Genomic DNA, 26,998 nt, shown 5'->3' on the forward strand with positions numbered 1-26,998 from the left:
CCTACGTGCCCCATCGGTACTCGTGTGCGGGCCGCCCTGCGTACGACCGAACCGAGGCCGGAGGGGAGGGGGCGCACACCGCGTTGGTGGAGGCCGAGAGAGCGATGCGCAACCGGCCGGGCAGGTACTGGGTAGCCGCTGCGGAGCCCGAGGCACCGGGCGAAGCCCTCACAAGTCAGATCCCCCTCGCGCAGCTGGAGCGGGCAGCCCTCCTGACCGACGGCGCGTCCCGGTTCGTAAACACCTTCGCCCTTGGTGACTAGTTCACCTGTCTCAACGTGCTGGAGCACCACGGCACAGCCAATCTCATCGACCAGATCCGCGACGCCGAGCGCAGCGACATCAACCTGGAGCGATGGCCCCGCTCCAAGCCGCACGACGATAGCAACGGTGATCTTCGCCCGCGTCTAAGGGCGAGCTGTTACAGGTTTCTCTACCTCATCAAGGCACCCACCGCGCACGGTGCGGTGCGCGCGGCCCGTCGCCCGGGCCTGCGCTCCTGTCTACGCTCCGCTCCAGCCCGGCCGCCGTCCGCACGCCTGGCAGCTTGGGTTGATGGGCAGCAGAAGTAGGCCTTCAATCACGGCAACCGTCACATGGCATGCGTAGCCACGAGCGCTGCCGACTGCGGCCAAGCCGGGCGTCCAGAGGACGGCGAGCAATACCGGTGTCACCGTGGCTGATGAGCGTGTCGTCAGGCCCCCAAAGCCGCTCCAACGGCCTCTTGTACGGTGCCTGCCAAGGGGGTCGCCATGCACGATCAGGACTGGGATGACGACAGCGAATACAGGTCGGCCGTGAGACGCACACGGATCACGATGGCGATCGCGTTGATCGTGACCCTGTTGGTGGCCGGGACCGTAGCTGTCGCCATCTTTGGCATATCCCTGTTTCTGGACCTCGCTGAGGCTCTCAGTCGGTAGCCGTGCCCCTCTCGTGCCCCTAACATGCCCGATCCGCCGGGAAGCCAGGGGGAACCACGGATAGTCACGGCACGCTCGCGACTCCGCCCCAGGTCAGCGAACGTGCAGTTCAGCCGGAATCCACGTACGGGATCTTCCAAACTGGGGACATGTCACATATGCAGCAGGCCGCCTGCGCAGGGGCGGCAGAGCGAGTAACTGGCCCGGACGGAAATCGTGTCAGAAGTCTGGTCTAGGTTTGGCCGGTGAACCACAGCAGCTCCAAGAGCGGCGCGCCCCGCGAGCCTGACTTGCCGTCCTACCAGGCAGTCCTAGCGGAGACTGATTGGAGTTCGCTCCAGACGGCTTTCGGGAACGGTGAGTGCCTTCCCAAGGTCCTGGCACGGTTGCTGGAGCCTGATCCCAAGGTTCAGGTCACCGCTTTGTCGGAGCTGAGTGAGCTGGTCGGCCACCAGAACAGCATCTATGAAGCCACCGCCCCCGTCGCCATGTATGTCGCCGGCATCCTCACCCACCCGGCGGCCATGACCCTCCGGCCGTATCGCAACGTCCCCATCCGCGCGACATTGTTGAACTGGTTGGTTTCCACGGCCTACGGCGCCTCCGACGAGATTGTCGACCGCACCGAGCAGTACTTCCCTGGCTTCCTCACCCACGACACCCCACTGGCGGCCTTCCGAGACCTGCGCCCGATGCTTTATCGAGCCGTCGCGCCCTTTCTGGAGGACAGTCACGAGGACGTGCGCGAAGCCGCCGGCCTCGCCGTGCTCATCCTCGCTGAACACCCCGCGCTCGCCCAGTACCGCGATCACCTCACCGTGCACGCGCGCCGCATCCTAGCCACCAGCAGCGAAGACCCTAACCGGCGCGTTGCCTGGAAGGCGCTCGAAGCATGGGACCACGACGTCACCGACATTGAACCTCTCCGGGAGGAGCCGTGGGACTGGGGGCCACACAGCGATGGCCGCGGCGATCTCGAACCTCCTTTCTAACTGATAGACGCACGGCCACCGGCCCAAGGATGTGTGGCCAGTCGAGTTACTTCGGAACGAAGAGCGGTCGTGCCACATCCGTGCCAGATCGAGCGGGGAGTCACGGGGAACGGGGGGCGTTAGCGGGTCCTGAGCCGTCGATCAGCTCTCCGAGCATCCGTGCAGGTCAGGTGCCCACCCGCGCTCCCGCTCTCCTAAAGCGGGTGTTGTAGATCATGCACGAGGTCGCTGATGGGCTCAGGTCGCTCGGCGGACAATGGCGTCATGACGTTGACGATCTGGGTCGATGACTGGCAGATCCAGTGCTGCGGAGAGAGCTTCGCGCCAGGGGATGTTGTCTCGTGGACGCTCCTGGAGGTCGATCCGGAGGACTACGCCGACATGGTCGGTGATGAGCGCGCGGCAAGAATTGACTTCTGCGAAGAGCATCACGGGCGGGACGAGGGGCATGCGCCCGTCCGGCTGGAGGTGTTGTCGGTCGATGAGGTGCACTGCCATTACGAGGTGCCCGCGGGCAGCACGTCCAACATCTACCACCCCGTGCCAGGTACGACCGTTCTGGTTCCGATCGAGGCGGCGGACGGGCGGGCGAAGGCGCAGCCGGGGGTGCGCTTCGTGGGGTATCTGGTCACCGCCCGACGTATCACAGACGTGCCGGACGGTGCGGCTACGCGTCATGGTCAATGAGGGGCCGGCGGGACAGGCTTCTCGCCCGATTGCTGTACAGCAGCTCCGTACCGCACCCCAGCAACCGGCCCCGCCCCATACCCCGTCGTCTCCAGGGCCTCACAGCGGCCGGAATAACCGTCACTAGCCGATCCCGCTAGAGCTACGGATCAGAAGGTGACCGTGCCCCTCCCGTGCCCGATCTAGCGGGAACCGACGGGGAACCACGGTGCCGAACGGGCAGCAAGCACGAGGACGGCCCCCGACCGTTTCTCTGGTCAGGGGCCGTTTCACGTGGCGGTGGGTGTGGGATTTGAACCCACGGTGACATCGCTGCCACGACGGTTTTCAAGACCGTTCCCTTAGGCCGCTCGGGCAACCCACCCCGCGCCGCTTCCTACGGAAGCGGCGCGGGGGACAGCCTAGCCGGTCAGTTGTCGCCCGTGCGTTCGCCGAGGGTGACCGTGGTCGTGGAGGTCTTGCCGTCGCGTTCGTAGGTGAGCTTGACCGCGTCGCCCGGCTTGTGGGTCCAGATCTCGCTGATGAGGGTCGGGCCGCTGTCGATCTGGCGGTCGCCGAAGCCGGTGATCACGTCGCCCGCCTTCAGGCCCGCCTTCGCCGCCGGGCCGTTCGGGGTGACCGACGGGGTACCGCCCGTGCCCTGGGCGGCGATCGTCGCGCCCTCGCCCTTGTCGGTCATGTTCACCGTCGCGCCGATCACCGGGTAGACCGGCTTGCCCGACCTGATCAGCTGCTCGGCCACGTTCTTCGCCTGGTTGACCGGGATCGCGAAGCCCAGGCCGATCGAGCCCGCCTGCGACTGGCCGAAGCCGCTGCCGGTCGACTGGATCGCCGAGTTGATGCCGATCACCGCGCCGCTCGCGTCCAGCAGCGGACCGCCGGAGTTGCCCGGGTTGATCGACGCGTCGGTCTGCAGGGCGCTCATGTACGAGTTCTTGCCGCTGGAGCCGTCGCCCGAGGCCACCGGGCGGTTCTTGGCGCTGATGATGCCGGTGGTGACCGTGTTGGACAGCCCGAAGGGCGCGCCGATCGCGATCGTCGAGTCGCCGACCGCCACGCTGTCGGAGTTGCCCAGCGGCAGCGGAGTCAGCCCCTCCGGGGCCTCCTTCAGCTTCAGTACGGCCACGTCGTAGCCCTCGGCCCGGCCCACCACCTCGGCGTCGTACGTCTTGCCGTTGGAGAAGGTGGCCGAGAGCGTGCCGCCCTCCGCCGCGGAGGCCACCACGTGGTTGTTGGTGAGGATGTGGCCTTCCTTGTCGTAGACGAAGCCGGTGCCCGTGCCGCCCTCGCCCTGCCCCTCGCCGGTGTCGGCGCCGGACTTCGCCTGGATGGTGACCACGCTGGGCAGCGCCTTGTTCGCCACCGCCGCGACCGTGCCCGGATCGCGCTTGAAAGCGGCCGGGGAGTCGCCCGCCGAGACCGTCGTCGAGCTGCTGCCGCCGTCGCCGCGCTCCGCGGCCCAGTAGCCGATGCCGCCGCCGACACCGCCGGCCACCAGCGCGGCGACGAGGACCGCCGCCACCAGGCCGCCGGCCCGCTTGCGCGGCGCCGGGGCGGGCGGGACCGCCGCACCGGCGCCCCAGGACGGAACGTTCGGCGGCGGCGGAGGCCAGCCACCCGCCGCGCCCGCGCCCGCGGAGGCCGGGGTCGTGCCGTAGGGCGCCTGGCCGTGCGCTCCCGTCGCCGCGTAGGGGTCGTGGGGGTCGTGGGGCGTCTGACCGTGCGCGGCTCCGGATTCCTGGCCGTGGCCGTGCGGGGCTCCGGATTCCTGGCCGTGGGCTCCCGTGGGCGCCGGGCCGTGCGCCCGCGGCGCCTCCGCCGGTGGGGTCACGGGCAGCGGCGCCGTCGCGGGCTCGGGCCGGGGGGAGGGGCCCGGAGCCGTCTCCGGCACCGCTGCCGGCTTTGACGCGTCCACCGCCGACGCAGGCGGTACGGGAGGGGCGGGAGGCGTGGGAGGGGCGGACGGGGCAGTCGGGTCCGCCGGAACCGCCGTGCCCTCGTTCTCGGTACTCACAGCTCTCTCCTCGTTTACTGCGCGGGTGGATGCGGGCTCTGTGTGCGAACAGCTTTTCCCACGGGACGTCAGGCCACTGTAAGCCGGAGCTGTGCGTCCGCTCGTATTTCTTTATTTATGGACAGAACGGACCCGAGCCGATACCGCCGCTCCGCCAATGGCACCATGACGCGGTGACCCACGCACGGCAGCACACCGACCGCGGCCCCGCCCAGGTGGTCGCCCACCGCGGAGCCTCCGAAGACGCCCCGGAGCACACCCTCGCCGCCTATGTGAAGGCCATCGAGGACGGCGCCGACGCCCTGGAATGCGATGTCCGGCTCACCGCCGACGGCCACCTCGTCTGCGTCCACGACCGGCGCGTCAACCGCACCTCCAACGGCCGCGGAGCCGTCTCCGCCCTCGAACTCGCCGATCTCGCCGCGCTCGACTTCGGCATCTGGAAGGGCCGCGAGGAGGCGGGCGAGAGCCCGGACTGGAAGGACTCCGGACTCACCTCCGTCCTCACCCTGGAACGCCTCCTGGAGCTGGTCTCCGACGCGGGCCGGCGCGTCGAGCTGGCCATCGAGACCAAGCACCCCACCCGCTGGGCGGGCCAGGTCGAGGAACGGCTGCTCCAGCTGCTCAAGCGGTTCGGACTCGACGAACCGTCCGCCCCGGAGGAGTCCCCGGTCCGCGTCATGAGCTTCTCGCCCCGCTCGCTGCACCGGATCACGGCCGCGGCGCCCCACCTGCCCACCGTCGCCCTGACGCAGTTCGTCACCCCGCGGCTGCGCGACGGCCGGCTGCCGGCGGGCGTACGGATCGCGGGGCCCTCGATCCGGATCGTCCGCCACCACCCCGCCGTGATCATGCGGCTCCAGAAGGCGGGCCACCAGGTCCACGTGTGGACGGTCGACGATCCCGAGGACGTCGAGCTCTGCGAGCGCCTCGGTGTCGACGCGATCATCACGAATCGGCCGAAGCAGGTCCTGTCCCAGTTGGGCCGCCTTTAATCCCTTTCCTCTCCCGTATCGCCTCTTACAGGGAGTGCACCGGCGCGTTCGGACCGTACGCGATCGTCACGAGTGCGTCACCGCACGCGTATCGGCCGGTTTCCGGTCCAGTCCATTGGGGCATCCACACCGTGGCGTGGGGCAAAGGAGGTCTCGGGGGTGGCGTTGGTGGTGGCACAGGAAGTGCCCACGTCGTCGAGCATGGCCGTTCCCCATGGCCCTGCGGGCGTGGGCAAGGCGCGACACCGTATGCGGGAGCAGTTGAGCCGCAGCGGAATGTCGGAATCGGTCGTCGACGATGCGGTACTGATCCTTTCCGAACTGCTCAGCAATGCCTGCCGGCACGGCAGGCCGCTGGGGCGGGCCGAGGTGGGCGACGGAGACGTGCGCGCGGCCTGGAGCATGGACGGCGCGGGCGGCCTGACGGTCGAGGTCACGGACGGCGGTGGTCCCACACGGCCTGTCCCGTCGACGCCCTCGGTCACCGCGCGCGGCGGCCGCGGGCTGAACATCATCAGCTCGCTCGCCCAGGACTGGGGCGTACGGGACAGCGCGACCGGCGAGGTCACCGTCTGGGTGGTCGTCACCGAAGGCCACCGCCGCGAGGACTTCGCGGCGCGGGTCGGCGGCGGCTCCGGCTTCGACTTCCTGGACTCGTACGACGACCTGGACTGACGAGACGGGCCAGCGCTGCCTGGACCAGGACTGACGGGACGGACCCGCACCGCCTCCACCAGGACTGACGGGACGGACCCACGCCGCCTCGACCTGGACTGACGGAACGGACCCGCGCCGCCTCGACCTGGACTGACGGAACGGAAGCGCGCCGCCTCGACCTGGCGGCGCGGTGATGCCCGGGCAGGGGCCGCCCGGAGCGGTCAGAAGGGGCCAGGGGCGGTCAGACGGTGCCCGGCGGAGCCGTACCAGCCCCGCGCGCGCGGCCGTAACAGCCGCCGTATTAACGGCCCTACGAGCCGCCGTACCACCGGCAAGGCAGTGCGAGGGCGAAGCCTGAGGCCCGTAGCGCGTCCGTGCGGCTAGGCTCGCCCGACACAGAGCCGTGCACCGCGCACGGCGCTGCGCCACCGCACCGCCGCTACCGGGAGAAAGCCACACCATGGCCAAGAAGCGCCCCCAGACGAAGGCCGGCAAGGCACAGGTCACGAACGGGGAGGTCCCGGTCGTCGGCGCGCGCGAACCGTGCCCGTGCGGCTCGGGCCGCCGCTACAAGGCGTGTCACGGCCGTGCCGCCGCGCACGCCGTGACCGAGCTGGTCCACCGCCCCTTCGAGGGTCTGCCCGGCGAGTGCGACTGGGTCGCGCTGCGCGAACTGGTTCCCGCCGCCACCGTCCCCCTGACGCTGCAGGGCGGGCTGCCCGAGGGCGTCCCCTCGGTCACCCTGGCGACCGTGCTGCCGATGGCGTGGCCGGCGCTGCGCCGCGACGACGGTTCCGTCCTGCTCGCCCTGCAGAACGACTCGTCCTCCGGCGACCTCGCCCGCGATCTCGCCGACACCCTCCAGCGCGCCCTGGAAGCGGAGCCCGGCACACCGGTCGCCGCCCGCCGAGTTCCCGCCGAAGGCCCGCGCCTGCAGGATCTGCTCGACCCGAAGGGCGATTTCGCGCCGGTCGTGCACACCGGCTTCGAATTCTGGATTCCGGAATCCGCCGACAACACCAACCCCGAGGTCGCGGCCTCCCTCGAGCGCGCCAACGCCGCCGCGATCCCCACCGTCAAACTGACCGGTGTGGACTCGGCGTACTGGTGCGAGACCCCGGAGAAGAACCACCTCCGCTGGGTCATGCCGCACCCCGAGGAGAAGCTCCTCGACGCCCTCGCCCGCCTCCACGCCGCCGGCACCTCCTCGCTCGGCGACGACACCCGCCTCGTGGGCTCCTTCCGCGCCCACGGCCTGATGGTCCCGGTGTGGGACCTGCCCACGTCGATGCGGGCCGAGGACTGCGAGAAGCCGGCCGCCGAGTTCGCCGAGCGACTGGCCGGGGCCCTCGCCTCGGACGCCCCGCTCACCCCGGAGGAGCGCCGCGCCCGCGGCGGTCTCACCAACCGTCAGGTCACTCTCAGCTGATGACCCGGGTGGCGGTGGTGACTGACAGACCGATCAGTCGGTCATCGGCCGTGACCTCCGCCACAACTCCCCTCGCGGGCCGGAAAATCACTGTCCGAATAACCGAGATCGAATTTGCTAACAGCAGATCTCTTGTTACCGTTCTAGAAGCCCGGTCGCTGGTGCATCCCCCGTCGCCAGCGATCGGGCCTTTCTCATGCCCGCGCCCGGCCGCCCGACGGCCCGCCGGCTCAACTGCCGCCCGGCCCCGCCGGGTTGCTCCCGGAGCGCAGAAGCAGCGGCGTACTGGCGCCCTCTCCCGCTCCCGCGAATTCCGCCACCGCCGAATATGCCGAAGCCGCGCCCCTCGCGCGCTCCTTGGGCGTCTCGCACGCCCCCGGTTCGTCCTGCGCCGTGATGGCACAGCGCACTTGTACGGTCCGCCCGCCGGGGCCCATCAGAGTGAGTACGGCTACGAGCTCGCGGCCGGTGGTGTTGCGGTAGTACGTACGCGCCCAGGTGTCGGCGCCCTCCGCCATGACGCAGGTCTGCGCCTCGATCCCGTCGGGGGAGGTCAGCTCGGGGCCGCACCGCGAGGTGCGTACGGGCGGCGGCCCGGCGTCGGCCCGGGCATCGGCGCCGAGGGCGGACGGGGCGCCGGGGGCCGCCGGGGGAGGAGGGACCCGGGCGGGGGCGATACCGGTGGTGTGGGCGGCGTCCGTGGTGTCCGCGGGGCCCGAGGTGTCGCCGCCGGTTCCCGCGTCGCCTCCGTCGACGCCGCCTTCGGCGTCCCGGGCGTCCCGGGCTTCGCGGCCCTCGCCGGCGCGGACGCCCCCGAGGAGGCCGCCGCCGGCCTTCGGCTTGGCGTCCTCGGCGGGTCCTGGGCCGGCCGCCGGTCCCGCCAGGGCGGCCAGCGGCAGCAGCGCGGCGCACACCACGACGGCCCCGAGCCCGATCATGCGGAGATTCATGGGACCCACCTGCCCGGCTGACTGCGACTCGTGAACGGTGGGCCGAAGATATCGGCGTATCGCGAGCGCACGACCCGCCCCGCGCCCGTTTCCGTACAAGTCGGGCCGCCTCGCACCCGTACGGGTGACAGGGGAGAGGGGTGGCGGGGGCGAGGCCCGGAGGTAGTGGACGGGGTTGAGGCCCGGAGGTAGTGGACGGGGTTGAGGCCCGGAGGTAGTGGACGGGGGGGGTGGGCGGGGGTGGCCGGGGCCGACCCGCCCGGTCGGCCCCCGGCCTCGCCGCCCGCCGCCCCCGTGTCAGTACGCGAGCCTGCTGCCGCCCCCCGGCGCGCCCGTGCTGGCCTCGACCAGGGCGTCCACCACCGCTTCCACGTCCGGGAGCCACGGCCGGGCGGACCCGGCCAGGGGTGCGCGTTCCCAGCGGACCTGGCCCGTGCCCGCGACCGACGGCGGCAGCAGGAGGTAGCCGCCTTCGCTGTGGAAGCGGAGCGAGCTGGGCACGCTGTCCTTCGCGTAGAGGAGTTCACCGAGCCGTTCGAGGCTATACGGGGCGACCAGCAGCGACCATCGGGTCGGCGTCGCCACCACGGGGCCGAGCCGCATGCCCATCGCGTCGAGGGCGGTCAGCGCCCGCGCTCCCGCCACCGCCGGCAGGCTCACCGCACACGGCGCGCCGCCGCCGGTGGCCAGGAGCACCGGGGCGTCCGGCCGCCGTGTCCACCACCAGCGGATCATGCGTTCGTCGGTGGTGGCCGCGAGGAGCCCCGGGTCGAAGGGGTGCGCGCCGGGCACCACGCAGTCGGGATCCGGGCACGCGCAGCCCGTCACCTCTCTCGATCCGTCGGCGGCGGTGCCGTCGGAGGAGGCATCGCCTGCGGAGGCGGCACTGCCTTCGGAGGCGGCCGCGTCGGCCGCCGTCGTCCATGTCGCCGTTCGCTTCGCCGCTCGTGTCGTCGTTCGCGTCGTTGTCCGCGTCGTCGCCTTCAGTCCCACGCCGGGCAGGACGGGCCAGTCCCATGCGAGCGCGCAGGTGAGCGCCGCGTCGAGCTGGGCGGTCCTCTCCTTGCGCCGGAACCGGAGCCTGCGTCGCCTTCCGAGGATCTCGCGCATGAGCGCTCGTTCCTTTCCGTTGAACGCCGAATCCACATCACACCATGTGCAGATCACTTCACTGTGCGTATAAGTGCGTATCAGTGCGTACAAGGTCGGCGGTTCACCGCCCCGCGTCGGCGGGGCGGGACGGACCGAGCCGCAGCTCGCCATCCACTCGGGCCACTCGAAACACGTTCCCCGCCATACGGGGAGGGTGCGGCCTGCGGCGATGAAGACGCCCGGGCTCCGCGTCAGGTTCCAGGGCAGGTCCAACTGCCCCTGACTGTCACCGTTTACGTACCCGTCACGATCGGAATGACGCGCTTTCAAACGACGCCAGTCGACCGCGAAAGGTGCACGCCGTGGGTTATTTTCGGCCAACTTCCCCCGCAGTTCAACCCTTCTGCACGACCCCACAGACACCACAAGTCCCGTGGGGACAATGCTGGACATCGCTCCTCTTGTGCGTGTACATGTGGATGCATGGATAGCGGCGCAGAATGACATGGGGGTTTGCGATGCTATTGCGCGAAACGCACCGGTCGGGAAGCCGACTGCTATGAGCGCCCCTCACCTGCCGAAAGTGGCTGGAATCGATTCCACGGTTCCGTCCCCCACGCACACTGCGCCCCTGCCGGGTGCCCCTGTCGTGCCCCCTCCGCCCGCCGCGCCCCTTCCGCCCGGTGCGCTGATCCAGGACCGGCTGGCCTCCTGGGTCTCCGACCTCACCACCCTCCACGAACTCACCGAGCGCCTGGTCAGGACCGGTTCCCTCGACGAGGCCCTGAACGAACTCCTCCGCGCCGGCGCCACCCTCGTCGGCGCCCGCCGTGGCATGGCGGTCCTCGAACCCGCCGACGGACTCGGCCCGGCCTCCACCGTCGGACTCGGCCTCGCCCACGCCGAACTCGGCACCATCGAGACCGTGCCGCGCAGCGCCACCTCCTACGGCCGGATCCTCGAAGGCCTCCCCGACCCGGTCGCCGCCCCCGGCCCGATCGCCGTCCCCGACCTGCTCGGCGAGGCGGAGCTCGATCCCCGCCACCGCGAGGTCGCCGCCCGCCTCGGCTACGCCGCCAGCTACGCCCTGCCGCTGGCCACCGAGGCCGCCGGAAAGCTCGGCGCCGTCGTCTGGCTGTACGACGAACCCGCCGAACCCGTCGAACGCCAGCGCCATCTCGTGGGCCTCTACGGCCGGTACGCCACCGAGCACCTCGCCCGCCTCCTGGAGCTGGAGCGCGCCCGCGTCCAGGTCGCCACCGTCGCCGAGGAGCTCCTGCCGAGCCGTCTCCCCCGCGTCCCCGGCGTCCGGCTCGCCGCCCGCCACCGCACTGGCCCCCAGGGCGGCGGCGACTGGTACGACGCGCTCCCGCTGCCCGAGGGCGCCCTCGGACTCGCCGTCGGCTCCGTCTCCGGGACCGGCCCGAGCGCCCTCGCCGCGATGGGACGGCTGCGCGCCTCCCTGCGGGCGTACGCGGTGATGGAGGGCGAGGACCCCGTCGCCGTCCTCTCCGATCTGGAACTCCTGCTCCGGCTGACCGAACCGGCCCGCTCCGCGACCGCCCTCTTCGCCTACGCCGAACCGGCGCAGCGCAGGATCATCCTCGCGGGCGCCGGACACACCCCGCCGCTGATCATCGGCGAGCACCGCACCGAGTTCGTCGAGACCTCGCTCTCCGCGCCGCTCGGGATGCTCGCCTGCTGGGAGGCCCCGAGCGTGGAACTCTCCCCCGCGCCCGGAGAAACGGTGCTCCTCTACACCGACGGGCTGCTCCGCCGCACCGGCGACCCCATGGACCGCGCCTTCGCCCGGCTGCACGCCGCCGCCGCCGGCGTACCGAAGGCGGACCGCGCCGACCCCGGCGCCATCGCCGACCACATCCTGCGGAGCATGCTGCCCGACGACGCCCCGCACGGAACGCCCGCGACCGGCCCGTCCTCCCGGCACACGACGCCCCCGAACGGCCCGGCAGGCGAGGACGTCGTCCTCCTCGCGGCCCGGTTCGACTAGGGCCCGCGCGCCGGACCGCCCGGGGCGGCCCACCCCGGGCCCCCGGCCACCAGGCCCCCCGGCCCCCGGGTCGGCTAACGGGGCGCGTGCCGCCGTGGACGCCGACCGGCCGGTAACCGGCGGAAGTCTCCGGTAACGGGTCCTTCGACCCTGGTCCCCCTTCCGTACGACCGTACGATGGTGGGGGTTCAGTGTCGTACCAAGAGGAGGCAGACCCGTGGCCGAGGAGCTCACCCCGGAAACCCCGGAAGAGACCGAGGAGCCGATCAAGCAGCGCAAGAACGGCCTGTACCAGGGCGTCTCCGACGAGCTCGCCGAGAACATGAAGTCGGGCTGGGCCGACACCGAGCTGCACGACCTGCGGCCGATCCCCCAGGCCGAGCAGACCGCCGCCCGCCGCGCCGCGCTCTCCGCGCGCTTCCCCGGCGAGCGCCTGGTCGTCCCGGCGGGCAACCTGAAGACCCGCTCGAACGACACCGAGTACAGCTTCCGCGCCTCCACGGAGTACGCCTACCTCACGGGCGACCAGTCCCAGGACGGCGTCCTCGTCCTGGAGCCGGCCAAGGCCGGCGGTCACACCGCGACGATCTACCTCCTGCCGCGCTCGGACCGCGAGAACGGCGAGTTCTGGCTCGACGGCCAGGGCGAGCTGTGGGTCGGCCGCCGCCACTCCCTCACCGAGGCCGAGCAGCTCCTCGGCGTCCCCGCCAAGGACGTGCGCGAGCTGCCCGCCGCCCTCGCCGAGGCCACCGGCCCGGTCCGCGTCGTCCGCGGCCACGACGCCGCGATCGAGACCGCGCTGACCGACAAGGTCACCGCCGAGCGCGACGAGGAGCTGCGCGTCCACCTCTCCGAGGCGCGACTCGTCAAGGACGCCTTCGAGATCGCCGAGCTCCGCAAGGCCTGCGACGCCACCGCCCGCGGCTTCGAGGACGTCGTCAAGGTCCTCGACAAGGCCGAGGCGACCAGCGAGCGCTACATCGAAGGCACCTTCTTCCTGCGCGCCCGCGTCGAGGGCAACGACATCGGCTACGGCTCCATCTGCGCCGCGGGCCCGCACGCCACGACCCTGCACTGGGTCCGCAACGACGGCCCGGTCCGCTCCGGCGACCTGCTGCTGCTCGACGCCGGCGTGGAGACCACCGAGCTCTACACCGCCGACGTCACCCGCACGCTGCCCATCAACGGCCGGTACACCGAGCTGCAGCGCAAGATCTACGACGCCGTGTACGAAGCGCAGGAAGCCGGCATCGCCGCGGTGAAGCCCGGCGCCGCCTACCGCGACTTCCACGACGCCGCCCAGCGCGTCCTCGCCGAGAAGCTCGTCGAGTGGGGCCTCGTCGAGGGCCCGGTCGACCGCGTCCTGGAGCTCGGCCTCCAGCGCCGCTGGACCCTGCACGGCACCGGCCACATGCTCGGCATGGACGTCCACGACTGCGCCGCCGCGCGCACCGAGGCCTACGTCGACACGACGCTGGAGCCCGGCATGTGCCTGACCGTCGAGCCCGGACTGTACTTCCAGGCCGACGACCTGACCGTGCCGGAGGAGTACCGCGGCATCGGCGTCCGCATCGAGGACGACATCCTCGTCACCGAGGACGGCAACGCGAACCTCTCGGACTCGCTGCCGCGCCGCTCCGACGAGGTCGAGGCGTGGATGGCCGGCCTGAAGGCCTGACACCCGCGCCCGACACCGGAAAGCCCCCGCCGATGATCACCGGCGGGGGCTTTCCGCTGTCCTGGGCTTCGGCGTACGGGGCTGAGGTGTACGGCGCTTTGCGCTGTCCTGGCGGCTTCGGTGTACGGAGGTTCGCTGTCCGGGCTTCGCGGTGCACTGCGCTGCGGTGTACGGAGGCCGCTCGGGTGGCCCCCGCGGGTCAGGTGAGTGCCAGGGGAGCGTCCGCCCGCCACTTCACGATCTTGTCGAAGCTGACGACGGCCCCGCCCCGGGTCGTGCGGTTGCCGAAGTGGACGTGATCGGCCAGCTCCTCGATCAGCCGCAGCCCCCGGCCGTTCTCCGCGTCCTGCGCCGCCCGCCGGACCATCGCCGGCTGCCCCGCCGGAAAACCGGGCCCCGAATCCGCCACTTCGATACGACAGGTCTCCCCGTCCAGATACGCGGTGACCCGGTACTCCTCCGAAGCGTCCCCCGCCCCCCGGTCCCCGCCGTGCTCGACGGCGTTGGCACACGCCTCGGTCAGGGCCACGGACAGCTCGAAGGAGATGTCCGGATCGACCCCCGCCGTCTCCATCGTCCCCAACAGCAGCCGCCTGGCGAGCGGAACGCTCGCAGCCTCGCGCCGCAGATGCAGAGACCACCAGATGCTCATGCTCCAGCCTCCCGGCCGCGGCTCGACATACCGTTACCTATTGCCTCCGCCAACCCTCCGTAAGCCCCTCGGGACCACAACAGCGCTCGTTCGGCGGATGCACGCACGCCGCGGCCCGGTGTATGTCGCCCCAAGACGCCCAAGGGTGATCTTCCGGACCTGCCGCATGGCGGTGGGGTGCCTGGTGCGATGATGGGCCCGCCATGTCTGCCCCCACGCTCGCCCCCCAGCTGCTGCGGGCCGCGGTGTTCGCCGCGGTCTGTGTCGTGCTGTCCGGCCTGGGCCACGCCCTCGCCGCCTGCGCGGGGATCGCCCTGTGGAGCGTGGCCGTCGGGTTCCTGTGCGTGTTCGCGTTCGTCGTCCTCTTCACCGGCCGCGAACGCTCCCTCCCCGCGATCGTCGGGTCACTGACCCTCGGGCAGCTCGGCCTGCACACTCTCTTCGCCCTCGGACAGCGCCCCTTCGGCGCCGGCGCCGTACCGGGCAGGGGCCTCGGCCCCGAGGCGAACGACGCCCTGATCCGGATGGCGGCCAAGCTGGTCTGCGGCGCCGGCGCCGCCTCGCTCAGCCCCGCCGACGCGACCCGCATCGTCACCGACGCCGGACTCGACCCGGCCACCGCCTCCGGCCGTACGCACGCCGCCGCCCATCTCGCGGCCGGCGTCCCGCAGACCACCGGACTCCTGCCGACCCTCCCCATGGCCCTCGGTCACCTCTTCGCCGCGCTCGCCATGGGCTGGCTGCTGCGCCGCGGCGACCTGGCCCTGCGCCGGCTCGGGCAGCTCTCCGCGGAGGGAGCGACGGAGCTGGCCCAGGCCGCCCTCGTCACCTCCCTGCGCGCCGCGCTCACTCTCGTACGGGCGCTGCTCGCTGGTCTTCCCGGCGCCCCGGCGGCCGCGCCGCGCCGCCCCGTCCGTACCGCGGCCGACGATCCGCCGCCGGTGGCGGAGGCCCTCCAGCACACGGTGATCCGACGCGGCCCGCCGGCCGACGCCCGTGCCGGCGTCCTCGTCCTCGTCCTCGCTGCCTGACGCAGCCCGACGTGGCCTGGCCCGGTTTGAACCGGCTTACCCCGGCTTGAACCGGCTTGACGCAGACCGCTCGCCCGACCGCTCGCCCGTCGACGCGCGCGATCAGTCTCTTGGTCACCCGCTCGGTCACTCGCTCACCGCCCGCTCTCCCGGAGCGGGTCCCGAGCGGGCCTGGAGCGGGCCCTGGGCGGGTCGTCCGTCGAACGCGCAGGCCCGGCTCTCCGTACTTCTCGGCGCCGGGTCCCGACCCTTCCTCCTCAGCTGGAGTGTCCTCACCATGAGCGTTTCCCGTATCGCCCCCACCTCTCGCCTCTCGCGCCTCGCCCCCGGCAACGCCGCGCGCGTCGCCCTCGCCGGCGGCATCGCCCTCTCCTCCGTCGTGCTGCTCTCCGGCACCGCCTCCGCGCACGTCGGCGTCCAGCCGCAGGGCGAGGCCCAGAAGGGCGGCTACGCCACCGTCAACGTCAAGGTCCCCAACGAGCGCGACAACGCCTCCACCATCAAGGTCGAGGTCAACTTCCCCGCCGACCACCCGCTCGCGTCCGTGATGCCGCAGCCGGTGCCGGGCTGGACGCCGGTCGTCACCAAGGCCAAGCTCGCCAAGCCGCTGGAGCTGCACGGTAAGAAGATCACCGAGGCCGTCACCAAGGTCACCTGGACCGCCAGCGGCTCGAAGATCGGCCCCGGCCAGTTCCAGCAGTTCCCGCTCTCGCTCGGACGACTGCCCGAGGACACCGACCAGCTCGTCATCAAGGCCATCCAGACGTACGACAACAACGAGGTCGTCCGCTGGATCGAGGAGCCGAAGGAGGGCGCGGCCGAGCCGCAGAACCCGGCTCCCGTCCTGAAGCTGTCCGCCGCCTCCGACGACCACCACGGCGGCGGGTCCGCCGCCGACGGCAAGGCCGAGGACAAGAAGGACGGCGCCGCCGAGGACAAGGCCGGGCACGACGAGAAGGCGGGCGACACCGCCCACGCCGAGGCCGCGGACTCTGCCTCCAGCGACACCACCGCCCGTGTGCTCGGCATCGTCGGCATCCTCGTCGGCATCGCGGGCGTCGCCTTCGGCGTGCTCGCCGGACGCCGCCGCTCCGCCTGACGCCAGGGCCCGATCCTCTTCCCGAGAGAGAAACGATGTCTGTCCAGAAGAACAACGCGCGGGACGACGCCGAGCGGAACGGCACCGGCCGGAACGACGCCGGAGGGAATGACGCCGGACGGAACGACGAGCCGGCGCGGCCCGGCAAGCGGGCTCCGCTGATCGCCGCCGCCGTCGCCATCGTCGCCGCCCTCGGCGTGACGGCCGCCGTCGGCCTCGCCGGCGGCGACGACAAGACGACCGGCGCCGGCACCGCGCCGGTCGCCGAGGTCTCCTCCGACGTCGACACCAACAAGGCGGCGACGGTCCTCGACCGCCCGTTCGCCAAACCGGACCTCGTCCTCACGGACACCAAGGGCCGGCCGTTCGACCTGCGCGAACGGACCAAGGGCAAGCCGACCCTCATCTACTTCGGCTACACCCACTGCCCCGACGTCTGCCCGCTGACGATGAGCAACATCGCCGTCGCCAAGAAGCAGCTCCCCAAGGCGGACCAGGACAAGCTCCAGGTCGTCCTCATCACCACCGACCCCGAACGGGACACCCCCGCCGAACTCGGCAAGTGGCTGCCCGCCGCCGGCGACCCCTCCTTCATCGGCCTCACCGGCGAGTTCTCCACGATCCAGGCGGGCGCCCGCCAGATCGGCATCGGCATCGACCCGCCGAAGAAGGAGAACGGCTCCGTCGTCTCCATGCACGGAGCCCAGGTGATCGCGTTCTCGCCCACCACCGACCAGGGATACGTCCTCTACGGCGAGGACACCACGGTGGACGACTACGCCAAGGACCTGCCGAAGATCATCAAGGGGGAGAACCCGTGACCCGCCGCACCACCCGTACCACTCGCACCACCCGCAACGCCTGCTTCACCCGCACCACCCGTACCACCACCCTGGTCGCCGCCCTGACGCTGTCCGCCGGGCTGGCGCTCACCGGGTGCTCCACCGGCGACTCCGACAGCGCCGGCGGCTCCGCCGGCACCGACGGAAAGCCCGCACTGAAGGTCACCGGCGCCTTCATGCCGCAACCCGTGATGGACATGGCCGGCGGCTTCCTCACCATCACCAACGAAAGCGCCACGGCGGACAAGCTCACCTCCGTCACCAGCCCCCTCTCCGACGACGTCCAGATCCACGAGACGAAGAACCAGAAGATGCGGCAGGTGACGTCCTTCGACATCCCCGCCAACGGTGAGCTGAACCTCGAACGCGGCGGCAACCACATCATGTTCATGGGCATCAAGGAAAAGCCGAAGAAGGGCGACAAGGTCAGCATCGAGCTGCACTTCGAGAAGTCCGACCCCATCAAGGTCGACCTCCCCGTCGAGGCCGCCACCCACAACCCCCAGCAGCACTGAGCCAGTCGAGGGACTGACACCCATGCCAGCCACCGCCCCGCGCCTCGGAACCGCCCTGACCCGGCTGCTGCTCATCGCGGCCGCGCTCCTGGGCACGCTGCTCGCCGCCGCCGCGCCCGCGTCCGCGCATGCCGCGCTCACCGGCAGCGACCCGCAGGACGGGGCGGTGGTCGCCACCGCCCCCAAGGAGGTCAACCTCACCTTCTCCGAACAGGTCGCCATGAGCGACGACTCGATCCGGGTCCTCGACCCCACCGGCAAACGCGTCGACACCGGCGAGATCCGCGACCTGTGCAGCGCCTCGATCGTCCGGTACGGCGTCGGCCTCCGCTCCGGCCTGCCCGAAGGCACCTACACCGTCGCCTGGCAGACCGTCTCCGCCGACAGCCACCCCATCGCGGGCGCCTTCACCTTCTCCGTCGGCGCCCCCTCCCAGACCTCCGTCGCCCTCCCCGACCAACAGGCCGGCGGCGGCCTCGTCGGCGCCCTCTACGGCATCGCCCGCTACCTCTCGTACGGCGGATTCATCGTCCTCGTCGGCGGCGGCGCCTTCGTCCTCGCCTGCTGGCCGCGCGGCGCCGGCATCCGACCGGTGCAGAAACTCGTGGTCCGGGGCTGGCTGACCCTGACCGCAGCCACCCTCGCCATGCTGCTCCTGCGCAACCCGTACACCGGGTCGGGAGAGCTCGCCGACGCCTTCGACCTCGCCGGCCTCAAGAACGTCCTGGAGACCAAGACCGGCGCCGCCCTGATCTCCCGGCTGATGCTGCTGGGAGCGGCCGCGCTCTTCGTCGCCGTGCTCTTCGGGGCGTACACCAAGCGGACGGACGAGAAGGAGAAGAAGGACCTCACCTTCGGCCTCGCCATCGGCGGCACCGTCGTCGCGGCCGGCATCGCCGCCACCTGGGCGCTCGCCGAACACGCCTCCACCGGCCTCCAGCCGGGGATCGCCATGCCCGTCGACATCCTGCACCTGCTGGCCGTCGCCGCCTGGCTGGGCGGACTCCTGGCGCTGCTCGTCGCGCTCTACCGGACCCCCGACATCGAACGGGCCGCCGTGGAGCGCTTCTCCAAGGTCGCCTTCGGCTCGGTGATCGCCCTGGCGGCGACCGGCCTCTACCAGTCCTGGCGCCAGGTCGGCTCTTGGACCGCCCTCACCGGCACCTCGTACGGCCGCCTGCTCCTGGTCAAGATCGGACTCATCGCCGTCCTCCTGGGCATCGCCTGGGTCTCCCGCCGCTGGACCCAACGCCTCGGCGCCCCCGCGACGACCGACGACCCCACGACCGACCGTATGACCGAGGACGAAGAAGGAGAGGGAAACCGGGCCGAGGGTGAGGGCGAGGACGAGGGCGGTACGACGACCGAGGGCGGTACGACGACCGAGGGCGGTACGACGACCGAGGCGGGGACCGAGGCCGTCGACCCCGCGCGCGCCGCCCAGCTCGCCCGGCAGCAGGCCGCCGTCGCCACCGCCCGACGCAAGCGGGACCGGGACGCCGACCCCGAGCGCGCCGGCCTGCGCCGCTCGGTGCTCACCGAGGCGGCCGTCGCCGTCGTACTCCTGGCCGTCACCACCGTGCTGACCTCGACCGAGCCGGGCCGCACCGAGGAAGAGGCCGGCCGTTCCTCCACGGCAGCGGGCTCCCCGGCCGTCCCCGACCGGCCCGTCGACATCCGGCTGCCCTTCGACACCGGCGGCGTGGACGGCAAGGGCACGGTACGACTCAGCCTCAACCCCGGCCGCACCGGCGCCAACGCGCTCCACATCTACGTCGACCGGCCCAACGGCCGCCCGCTCGACGTCCCCGAGGTGAAGGTCGCCTTCACCCTCAAGGAGAAGAACGTCGGCCCGCTGCCCGTCCTGCCCGACCGCATCCAGACCGGACACTGGAGCGCCAACGGCGTCCAGATCCCGATGCCCGGCGAATGGCAGATCCAGGTGACGGTCCGTACCTCCGACATCGACCAGACCACCATCGACAAGAACGTGAAGATCGGCTGAGCCACGTGACCGACGAAGACAAGCTGGAGATTTCCCGGCGCCGGATGCTCGGCACGGTCGGCGCGGCCGGGGCCGCCGGGCTCGTGCTCGGCGCCGCCGGCGGCGCCGGGGTGTACGCGGCCGCCTCGGGCGACGGTTCGGGTTCGGGCGCCTCGGGTTCGGGCCCGGACGGCTCCCGGGCGCTGACCAGCGTCGGAGCGACGAAGGTGATGTTTCACGGGAAACATCAAGCGGGGATCACCACTCCGCTTCAGTCACGGGGCCACCTGGTCGCCTTCGACCTCGCCCCCGGAGCGGGCCGCAAGGAGGCCGCCGCCCTGCTGCGCCGCTGGTCGGCGACGGCCAAGACACTGATGGAAGGCAAGGCCCCCACCGACGACACCGGTGTCGCCCTGGACGCCGGCCCCTCCTCCCTCACCGTCACCTTCGGCTTCGGCCACTCCTTCTTCGGCCGTACGGGACTCACCGCGCGCCGCCCCACGCAGCTCGACCCGCTGCCGCCCTTCTCCGCCGACGCCCTCGATCCGAAGCGTTCGGAGGGCGACCTGTGGGTACAGATCGGCGCCGACGACGCACTGGTCGCCTTCCACGCCCTGCGCGCGCTGCAGAAGGACGCGGGCGCGGCGGCGAAGATCCGCTGGCAGATGAACGGCTTCAACCGCTCTGCGGGCGCCACCCCGCGGCCGATGACCGCCCGCAACCTCATGGGCCAGGTGGACGGCACCGGCAACCCCAAGCCCTCCGAGCCCGACTTCGACCGCCGGATCTTCGTCCCGGAGAACGGTGCGGCCACCGGGAACGGGGCAGGCGCGACGGGCGGTTCCGGAAGTTCCGGCGGGTCCGGAGCGGCGCAGGAGTGGATGGCGGGCGGTTCGTACGCCGTCTTCCGGCGCATCCGGATGCTGCTCGACGACTGGGAGAAGCTGACCCTGGACAAGCAGGAGAAGGTCATCGGACGGCGGAAGTCGGACGGCGCCCCGCTGACCGGCGGTAGCGAGACCACCGAATTGGACCTGAACGCCGTCGGCCCGGACGGCACACTGGTCATCCCGGACAACGCCCACGCCCGGATCTCCGCCCCCGAACAGAACGGCGGAGCGGCGATGCTGCGCCGGCCCTTCTCCTTCCACGACGGCATCGGCCCGGACGGGACGCCCGACGCCGGGCTCCTCTTCATCTGCTGGCAGGCCGATCCGCTACGGGGCTTCGTGCCGGTGCAGCGCAAGCTCGACCGGGGCGACGCGCTGTCCCCTTTCCTCAGGCACGAGGCGAGCGGGCTGTTCGCGGTACCGGGCGGGGCGGGCGAGGGGGAGTACGTGGGCCAGCGGCTCCTGGAGTCGTAACCCGCACAGGTTCTGTAGTCGTACCCCGCACAGGGGGGGCCACCCTCCCCCCCACCCCCTCCCTCCCCCTCCTCCCGGCCCGCCCCGCCCCCCGTCCCGCCTCCCTGCCCCCTCCGTGTGGGCGCGGCGGCGGCCGCGCCCGCCCATTAGGGTGACCGTATGTCAGCCACCCGGTATACGTATCTCGGTCCCGAAGGCACTTTCACGGAGGCCGCGCTGCGTACGCTGCCCGAGGCCGCGACCCGGGAGCTCGTCCCGATGGTGTCGGTCCCGGCCGCGCTGGACGCCGTGCGCAACGGGGAGGCCGCGGCCGCTCTCGTACCGATCGAGAACTCGGTGGAGGGTGGGGTCACCGCCACCCTGGACGAGCTGGCTTCCGGCGGGCCGCTGATGATCTACCGCGAGGTTCTCCTTCCGATCGCTTTCGCGCTGCTGGTGCGGCCGGGCACTCTGCTCTCCGAGATCAAGACGGTCACCGGCCATCCGGTCGCCCAGCCGCAGGTGCGGAACTGGCTGGGCGCCCATCTGCCCGATGCCCGGTGGGAGTCCGCGGCCTCCAACGCGGACGGGGCCCGGCTCGTGCAGGAGGGCCGGTTCGACGCGGCGTTCGCCGGCGAGTTCGCGGCGGCGACCTACGGCCTGGAGCCGCTGGTCACCGAGATCCACGACGCGGAGAACGCGGAGACCCGGTTCGTCCTGGTGGGCCGGCCGGCCCGGCCGGCGGCGCCGACGGGTGCGGACAAGACGTCGGTCGTGCTGTGGCTGGGCGACGACCATCCCGGTGCGCTGCTCGAACTGCTTCAGGAGTTCGCGGTCCGCGGGGTCAACCTGATGCTGATCCAGTCCCGCCCGACGGGTGCCGGTATCGGCAACTACTGCTTCGCCGTGGACGCCGAGGGCCATATTTCGGACCGGCGCGTCGGCGAGGCGCTCATGGGGTTGAAGCGGATGTGCCCGAAGGTGCGGTTCCTCGGTTCGTACCCGAGGGCGGGTGTCGCGGTGGGGGACGTACGGGGGTTGCGGCCCGGGACGTCGGATGCGGACTTCATGGCGGCCTCCGATTGGCTGGCGAGGGCCCAGGACGGTCGGGCCTGAGTCGATGATGGCCTGACGTCTCTCGGGCCGGAGGCGCTCATCCACAGGCACGGACCACTAGTCCTACCTGCATACTTTTTACTTACCCACAGAAGTTATCCACAGGGGTCGTTCTCGACCTGGGGACAAGTCGACATGACCGGTGGACACGGTCGACAAATCGCCCTAGCCATTCCAGATCCGTCCACAGACCGCGATGTCGGCCCGTGTCACCCCTATTCTCTTGATCAACTCTTTAGGGCGAGGAATTCCCACCCGAATGAGTGTGTGAGTGGGGTTTGATCGAGGAATTCCGGATCCCAGATGCCCGTTTCCGGATGATCTCCTTGACGATCCACAGATCTCCCGCACAGCCTGTGGATAACTTGCGTGAGGCCATGATTCCTGTGGAGAAGTGCGGCGGCGGACAGTGCCGTTCGGTCAAGCACGACCCGGCGATCCGCCCCTTTTCGGGGGCTCGGACCCCGTTTATTGACGAATAGGGCGAGCATTTCCCAATCTTCGCAATAAGGGCAAAGCGACACGCTCGTGGATATCGGGTGGGGTGCCGCGAGCCCGCACCGGTAGCCTGGTGGGGTGATTGACCTTCGCCTGCTCCGTGAGGACCCCGACCGTGTTCGCGCCTCCCAGCGCGCCCGTGGAGAGGACGTCGAACTCGTCGACGCCCTGCTCTCCGCCGATGAACGGCGCAGGTCGTCCGGCGTCCGCTTCGACGAGCTCCGTTCCGAGCAGAAGGCGCTCGGCAAGCTGATCCCCAAGGCCACCCCCGAGGAGCGCGCCGAACTCCTCCAGAAGGCCGAGCAGCTCAAGAGCGACGTCAAGGCCGCCGAGGCCGAGCAGAACGAGGCCGACGAGACCGCGCGCGCCCTGCTCCTCCGGCTCGGCAACATCGTCCACGAGGACGTCCCGGTCGGCGGCGAGGAGGACTTCGTCGTCCTCGAGACGCACGGCACCGTCCGCGACTTCGCGGCCGAGGGCTTCGAGCCCAAGGACCACCTGGAGCTCGGCGAGGCGCTGGGCGCCATCGACGTCGAGCGGGGCGCCAAGGTCTCCGGCTCGCGTTTCTACTACCTCACCGGTGTCGGCGCGCTGCTGGAGCTCGCGCTCGTCAACGCCGCGATCGCGCAGGCCACCGAGGCCGGTTTCATCCCGATGCTGACGCCGGCGCTGGTCCGCCCCCGCGCCATGGAGGGCACCGGCTTCCTCGGCCAGGCCGCGGAGAACGTGTACCACCTGGAGAAGGACGACTACTACCTGGTCGGTACGTCCGAGGTGCCGCTCGCCGCGTACCACATGGACGAGATCATCGACGCGGACAAGCTGCCGCTGCGCTACGCCGGCTTCTCCCCCTGCTTCCGCCGCGAGGCGGGCACGTACGGCAAGGACACCCGGGGCATCTTCCGCGTCCACCAGTTCGACAAGGTCGAGATGTTCTCGTACGTCGCTCCGGAGGACGCCGAGAACGAGCACAAGCGGCTCCTGGAGTGGGAGAAGCAGTGGCTGACCAGCCTCGAGCTGCCCTTCCAGGTCATCGACGTGGCCACCGGCGACCTGGGCTCCTCCGCCTCGCGCAAGTTCGACTGCGAGGCGTGGATCCCCACCCAGGGCAAGTATCGCGAGCTGACCTCCGCCTCCAACTGCGACGGCTTCCAGGCCCGGCGGCTCTCCGTCCGGATGCGCGACGAGCGCGCCGGCAAGAAGGTCGTCCAGCCGCTGGCGACGCTGAACGGCACGCTGTGCGCCGTCCCGCGCACGATCGTGGCGATCCTGGAGAACCACCAGCTCGCCGACGGCTCGGTGCGCGTACCGGAAGTCCTGCGTCCGTACCTCGGTGGCCGTGAGGTGCTGGAGCCGATCTCCCAGTGAGTGCCTTCCCCTACCGGCTCGTCGCGACGGACCTGGACGGCACGCTGCTGCGCGGCGACGAGTCCGTCTCGGAACGTACGCGTGACGCTCTCGCCGCCGTGGTGGCGGCGGGGGCGGCGCACATCGTGGTCACGGGCCGGTCGGTGCCCTGGACCCGGCACATCCTCGACGACCTCGGCTACGACGGTCTCGCCGTGTGCGGTCAGGGCGCGCAGGTCTATCACGCGGGCGAACACCGGCTGCTGACCTCGCTGACGCTCGACCGGCAGCTCGCCGGCCTCGCGCTGTCGAAGGTCGAGGCCGAGGTCGGCCCGCTGGCGCTCGCCGCCAGCCGCGACGGCCTGGACGGCCAGGTGCTCGTGGGCCCCGGCTACCGCCTCCTGGAAGGCGCGCTGCCGTCGGTCCCGTACGAGGATCCGTCGGAGCTGTGGGCGGCCCCGCTGAACAAGGTGTACATCCAGCATCCGACGCTGTCGGACGACGAGCTGGCGCGGGTCACGCGCGAGACCGTCGGCAGCCTCGTGGACGTCGTCATGGCCGGCGCCGGGATCGTGGAGATCCTTCCGCTCGGCCTGAGCAAGGCGACCGGGCTGTCGCTGGCGGCCCGTCGGCTGGGCGTGAAGGCGGCGGAGACCATCGCGTTCGGCGACATGCCGAACGACATCCCCATGTTCGGGTGGGCGGCCCGGGGCGTGGCGATGGCGAACGCGCACGAGGAGCTCAAGGCGGTGGCGGACGAGGTGACGTCGTCGAACGAGGACGACGGCATCGCGGTCGTCCTGGAGCGCCTGCTGGCGCCCTAGCGCCAGACCCCGGATACGCAGAAACGCTCCCCGGCGGCCCCGAAGACGGCGGCCGCCGAGGAGCGAGCCGTCTCCGGTCGCCCACAAGGCTCCGGCCCCCGACGAGGCGGTTCCGGAGACGGACGTGCGGAGGGGGCGGTCCGCGCGGACGAACCGCGCGCTCGAAGCGACCGCCCCGGCGGAGCGTCCCCCGCGCCCTCAGTGTGCGGGAGGTCTGCGCGCGGCGGCCACCGGTTTTCCGCGTGTCAGCGGCAGACAGGCGAGGCCGATGACCAGCGAGATCGCGTGGCCGAGATCGGTGTACGTGTGCTGCGTGGCCAGCGGCACGGCGAAGAACGCCACCACCGCGGCGAGGTAGAGCCACCGCCACGGGCGGGCCAGCCGGTAGGTCAGGACTCCCGCCGAGGCCGCGATCCCGTAACTCACCCCGATGTCCACCACGTGCGCCATGCTGCGCGGCACGTCGTGGTCCCGGATCGCCTCCAGGACGATCTTCTGGCTGATGAGGGTGGCCGCGATGTGCGCGGTGGCGACGATGAACAGCCATCGCCCGGTGCCAAGCCACCGTTCGACGGGCGCGTGGCAGACCTCGAAGAGCAGTGCGTACAGCGGCAGCGCCGCGGGGTTCTCGATCCAGAACGCGCTGCCGAGCAGTGCCTGGAGCGGGTGGTGGGCGAGTTGGTGGAGGTTGCTGCTGTTGCGGTGGAGCAGATAGTGCTCCAGGCCGTCGGAGGACAGCGCGATGACGATGCCGGTGACCGCGATGATCAGCAGCCAGAGGTGCGTGCCGGGTGACGAACGCACCCACGACCTGATCGGTCGGGACGGTTCGCCACCCGGGAAGGTCTCGCTCGGCACGTATCCGTACCTACCACCCTGGGGTGGATTTCTCCTGAGAGAACGCCTCAGAAGTTGATCATGTGGCCGGCCAGGCCGTGGATCGCTTCCTTGACGGCCTCGCCCAGCGTCGGGTGCGCGTGCACGTTGCGCGCCACCTCGTGGACGGTCAGGTCCCACTGCTGCGCCAGGGTCAGCTCGGGCAGCAGCTCGGTCACGTCCGGCCCGATCAGGTGGGCGCCGATGATCTCGCCGTACTTCGCGTCGCTGATGATCTTCACGAAGCCGGTGAAGTCGCCGAGGCCGTGCGCCTTGCCGTTCGCCGTGAAGGGGAACTTGGCGACCTTGACGTCGAAGCCCTTCTCCCGCGCCTGCGCCTCGGTCCAGCCGAAGCTGGCGATCTGCGGCTGGCAGTAGGTGGCGCGCGGGATCATGGGGTAGTCGAGCTCCATGGTCTCGGCGTCCGCGAGGGTCTCCGAGGCGACGACGCCCATGGCCTCGGCGGTGTGCGCGAGCATCAGCTTCGCGGTGACGTCGCCGATGGCGTAGATGTGCGGGACGTTGGTGCGGCAGCGGCCGTCGACCTCGATCGCACCGCGCTCGGTGAGCGCCACTCCGGTGTTCTCCAGGCCGTAGCCCGTGACGTTCGGGGCGAAGCCGATGGCCTGCAGGACCTTGTCGGCCTCCAGGACCTTCTGGGCGCCGTCCTTGCCGGTGACGGTGACGCGGACCTGCGGCCCGGACTCGTCGATCGTCTCGACGCGGGTCGAGGTCAGGACGTCGATGCCGAGCTTGCGGTACTGCTTGGCCAGCTCCTTGGAGACGTCCTCGTCCTCCAGCGGGGCGATCCGGTCGAGGAACTCGACGATGGTGACCTTCACGCCGTAGTTGTGCAGGACGTACGCGAACTCGATGCCGATCGCGCCGGCGCCGGCGATGACGATCGACTGCGGCAGGTCGTCGGCGACGATCTGCTCCTCGTACGTGACCACGCGCTCGCTGCGGGAGGTCCCGGGCAGCAGGCGGGGGGTGGCGCCGGTGGCGATGATGCAGTGGTCGAAGGTGATCGTCTGCGTGGTGCCGTCCGAGGCGGCGACCTGGAGGGTGTTCGCGTCGAGGAAGGTGCCGCGGCCGTCGAACTCGGTGATCTTGTTCTTCTTCATCAGGAAGTGGACGCCCTTGACCCGGCCGTCCGCGACCGTGCGGCTGCGGCGGAACGCCTCGCCGTAGTCGAAGGAGACCGAGCCGTCGACCTTGATCCCGAAGGTCTTGGCCTCGTGGGTGAAGATGTGGGCCAGTTCGGCGTTGCGCAGCAGGGCCTTCGTGGGGATGCAGCCGACGTTCAGGCAGACACCGCCCCAGTACTTCTCTTCGACGACCGCGACCCGCTTGCCGAGCTGAGCGGCGCGGATGGCCGCGACGTAGCCGCCGGGGCCGGCTCCGAGTACGACGACGTCGAAGCGGTCTGACATGACTGACTCC

General features: G+C 71.1%; 22 protein-coding genes and 1 tRNA gene. 16 read left to right on the forward strand and 7 right to left on the reverse strand.

The window, feature by feature from the left end; translation table 11 throughout:
* Window positions 1–1,168: 1,168 nt before the first annotated feature.
* Window positions 1,169–1,915: a hypothetical protein gene (locus ACZ6RC_RS19315; RefSeq protein WP_469584696.1), complete on the forward strand. Its 747-nt coding sequence runs from the start codon at window positions 1,169–1,171 to the stop codon at window positions 1,913–1,915.
* 264 nt (window positions 1,916–2,179) lie between these two features.
* Window positions 2,180–2,602, forward strand: a complete 423-nt coding sequence (locus ACZ6RC_RS19320) for a DUF6578 domain-containing protein (protein WP_469584699.1) — start codon at window positions 2,180–2,182, stop codon at window positions 2,600–2,602.
* 274 nt (window positions 2,603–2,876) lie between these two features.
* On the opposite strand, the gene ACZ6RC_RS19325 is transcribed toward ACZ6RC_RS19320, so the two are convergent.
* Window positions 2,877–2,966 (reverse strand) — tRNA-Ser (locus ACZ6RC_RS19325).
* A gap of 45 nt (window positions 2,967–3,011) precedes the next feature.
* On the reverse strand, window positions 3,012–4,616 hold the full coding sequence (locus ACZ6RC_RS19330; RefSeq protein ID WP_391139864.1) for a S1C family serine protease: 1,605 nt from the start codon (window positions 4,614–4,616) through the stop codon (window positions 3,012–3,014).
* Window positions 4,617–4,789: 173 nt separating this feature from the next.
* Here ACZ6RC_RS19330 and ACZ6RC_RS19335 point away from each other — a divergent pair, with 173 nt between their 5' ends.
* The 3 genes from ACZ6RC_RS19335 to ACZ6RC_RS19345 all read left to right on the forward strand — a co-directional run bounded on the left by ACZ6RC_RS19335 (window position 4,790) and on the right by ACZ6RC_RS19345 (window position 7,697).
* Window positions 4,790–5,611 carry a glycerophosphodiester phosphodiesterase gene (locus tag ACZ6RC_RS19335; protein ID WP_453616175.1) on the forward strand — a complete coding sequence of 274 codons (822 nt, stop codon included), beginning with the start codon at window positions 4,790–4,792 and terminating at the stop codon, window positions 5,609–5,611.
* A gap of 72 nt (window positions 5,612–5,683) precedes the next feature.
* On the forward strand, window positions 5,684–6,286 hold the full coding sequence (locus tag ACZ6RC_RS19340; protein WP_453616172.1) for an ATP-binding protein: 603 nt from the start codon (window positions 5,684–5,686) through the stop codon (window positions 6,284–6,286).
* A gap of 442 nt (window positions 6,287–6,728) precedes the next feature.
* A complete protein-coding gene (locus ACZ6RC_RS19345; RefSeq protein ID WP_391139868.1) occupies window positions 6,729–7,697 on the forward strand; it encodes a DUF5926 family protein in 969 nt (322 codons plus the stop codon).
* A 230-nt stretch (window positions 7,698–7,927) separates the two neighbouring features.
* On the opposite strand, the gene ACZ6RC_RS19350 is transcribed toward ACZ6RC_RS19345, so the two are convergent.
* Both ACZ6RC_RS19350 and ACZ6RC_RS19355 read right to left on the reverse strand, forming a co-directional pair.
* The gene (locus tag ACZ6RC_RS19350) at window positions 7,928–8,647 is read right to left on the reverse strand and encodes a hypothetical protein (protein WP_469584703.1); all 720 of its coding nucleotides are present in this window, start codon (window positions 8,645–8,647) and stop codon (window positions 7,928–7,930) included.
* Window positions 8,648–8,944: 297 nt separating this feature from the next.
* A complete protein-coding gene (locus tag ACZ6RC_RS19355) occupies window positions 8,945–9,757 on the reverse strand; it encodes a bifunctional DNA primase/polymerase (RefSeq protein ID WP_469584706.1) in 813 nt (270 codons plus the stop codon).
* Between the two features lie 424 nt (window positions 9,758–10,181).
* Here ACZ6RC_RS19355 and ACZ6RC_RS19360 point away from each other — a divergent pair, with 424 nt between their 5' ends.
* Complete coding sequence (locus ACZ6RC_RS19360) at window positions 10,182–11,750, forward strand: PP2C family protein-serine/threonine phosphatase (RefSeq protein ID WP_469584709.1); 1,569 nt, start codon at window positions 10,182–10,184, stop codon at window positions 11,748–11,750.
* A gap of 217 nt (window positions 11,751–11,967) precedes the next feature.
* Window positions 11,968–13,428: an aminopeptidase P family protein gene (locus tag ACZ6RC_RS19365; protein ID WP_469584712.1), complete on the forward strand. Its 1,461-nt coding sequence runs from the start codon at window positions 11,968–11,970 to the stop codon at window positions 13,426–13,428.
* Window positions 13,429–13,627: 199 nt separating this feature from the next.
* On the opposite strand, the gene ACZ6RC_RS19370 is transcribed toward ACZ6RC_RS19365, so the two are convergent.
* Window positions 13,628–14,080 carry an ATP-binding protein gene (locus tag ACZ6RC_RS19370; RefSeq protein ID WP_469584715.1) on the reverse strand — a complete coding sequence of 151 codons (453 nt, stop codon included), beginning with the start codon at window positions 14,078–14,080 and terminating at the stop codon, window positions 13,628–13,630.
* A 203-nt stretch (window positions 14,081–14,283) separates the two neighbouring features.
* Here ACZ6RC_RS19370 and ACZ6RC_RS19375 point away from each other — a divergent pair, with 203 nt between their 5' ends.
* The 9 genes from ACZ6RC_RS19375 (at window position 14,284) to ACZ6RC_RS19415 (ending at window position 24,679) form a co-directional block, all read left to right on the forward strand.
* Window positions 14,284–15,111, forward strand: coding sequence for a hypothetical protein (locus ACZ6RC_RS19375; RefSeq protein ID WP_469584717.1), 828 nt, complete (start codon window positions 14,284–14,286; stop codon window positions 15,109–15,111).
* A gap of 277 nt (window positions 15,112–15,388) precedes the next feature.
* Window positions 15,389–16,210 (forward strand): YcnI family copper-binding membrane protein, encoded by an 822-nt coding sequence (locus ACZ6RC_RS19380; protein WP_469584720.1) that lies wholly within the window; start codon window positions 15,389–15,391, stop codon window positions 16,208–16,210.
* A 161-nt stretch (window positions 16,211–16,371) separates the two neighbouring features.
* Entirely contained in the window at window positions 16,372–17,031 is a 660-nt protein-coding gene (locus ACZ6RC_RS19385; RefSeq protein ID WP_391140442.1) for an SCO family protein, read from the forward strand.
* A gap of 71 nt (window positions 17,032–17,102) precedes the next feature.
* Complete coding sequence (locus ACZ6RC_RS19390) at window positions 17,103–17,567, forward strand: copper chaperone PCu(A)C (RefSeq protein ID WP_469585708.1); 465 nt, start codon at window positions 17,103–17,105, stop codon at window positions 17,565–17,567.
* 22 nt (window positions 17,568–17,589) lie between these two features.
* The gene (locus ACZ6RC_RS19395) at window positions 17,590–19,572 is read left to right on the forward strand and encodes a copper resistance CopC/CopD family protein (protein WP_469584725.1); all 1,983 of its coding nucleotides are present in this window, start codon (window positions 17,590–17,592) and stop codon (window positions 19,570–19,572) included.
* A 44-nt stretch (window positions 19,573–19,616) separates the two neighbouring features.
* Entirely contained in the window at window positions 19,617–20,915 is a 1,299-nt protein-coding gene (gene efeB, locus ACZ6RC_RS19400; RefSeq protein ID WP_469585711.1) for an iron uptake transporter deferrochelatase/peroxidase subunit, read from the forward strand.
* Window positions 20,916–21,074: 159 nt separating this feature from the next.
* Complete coding sequence (pheA, locus tag ACZ6RC_RS19405) at window positions 21,075–22,010, forward strand: prephenate dehydratase (protein WP_391139887.1); 936 nt, start codon at window positions 21,075–21,077, stop codon at window positions 22,008–22,010.
* Window positions 22,011–22,586: 576 nt separating this feature from the next.
* Window positions 22,587–23,876 (forward strand): serine--tRNA ligase, encoded by a 1,290-nt coding sequence (serS, locus tag ACZ6RC_RS19410; RefSeq protein WP_453616150.1) that lies wholly within the window; start codon window positions 22,587–22,589, stop codon window positions 23,874–23,876.
* Window positions 23,873–24,679, forward strand: a complete 807-nt coding sequence (locus ACZ6RC_RS19415; RefSeq protein WP_469584730.1) for an HAD family hydrolase — start codon at window positions 23,873–23,875, stop codon at window positions 24,677–24,679. Before serS ends, ACZ6RC_RS19415 begins: the two co-directional genes overlap by 4 nt.
* 198 nt (window positions 24,680–24,877) lie before the next feature.
* On the opposite strand, the gene ACZ6RC_RS19420 is transcribed toward ACZ6RC_RS19415, so the two are convergent.
* Together ACZ6RC_RS19420 and lpdA are read right to left on the reverse strand one after the other, a co-directional pair.
* Window positions 24,878–25,537 (reverse strand): rhomboid-like protein, encoded by a 660-nt coding sequence (locus ACZ6RC_RS19420; protein ID WP_469584733.1) that lies wholly within the window; start codon window positions 25,535–25,537, stop codon window positions 24,878–24,880.
* A 47-nt stretch (window positions 25,538–25,584) separates the two neighbouring features.
* A complete protein-coding gene (gene lpdA / locus ACZ6RC_RS19425) occupies window positions 25,585–26,988 on the reverse strand; it encodes a dihydrolipoyl dehydrogenase (protein WP_469584736.1) in 1,404 nt (467 codons plus the stop codon).
* Window positions 26,989–26,998: the final 10 nt, after the last annotated feature.

The organism is Streptomyces sp. NPDC048353, from assembly GCF_055587165.1.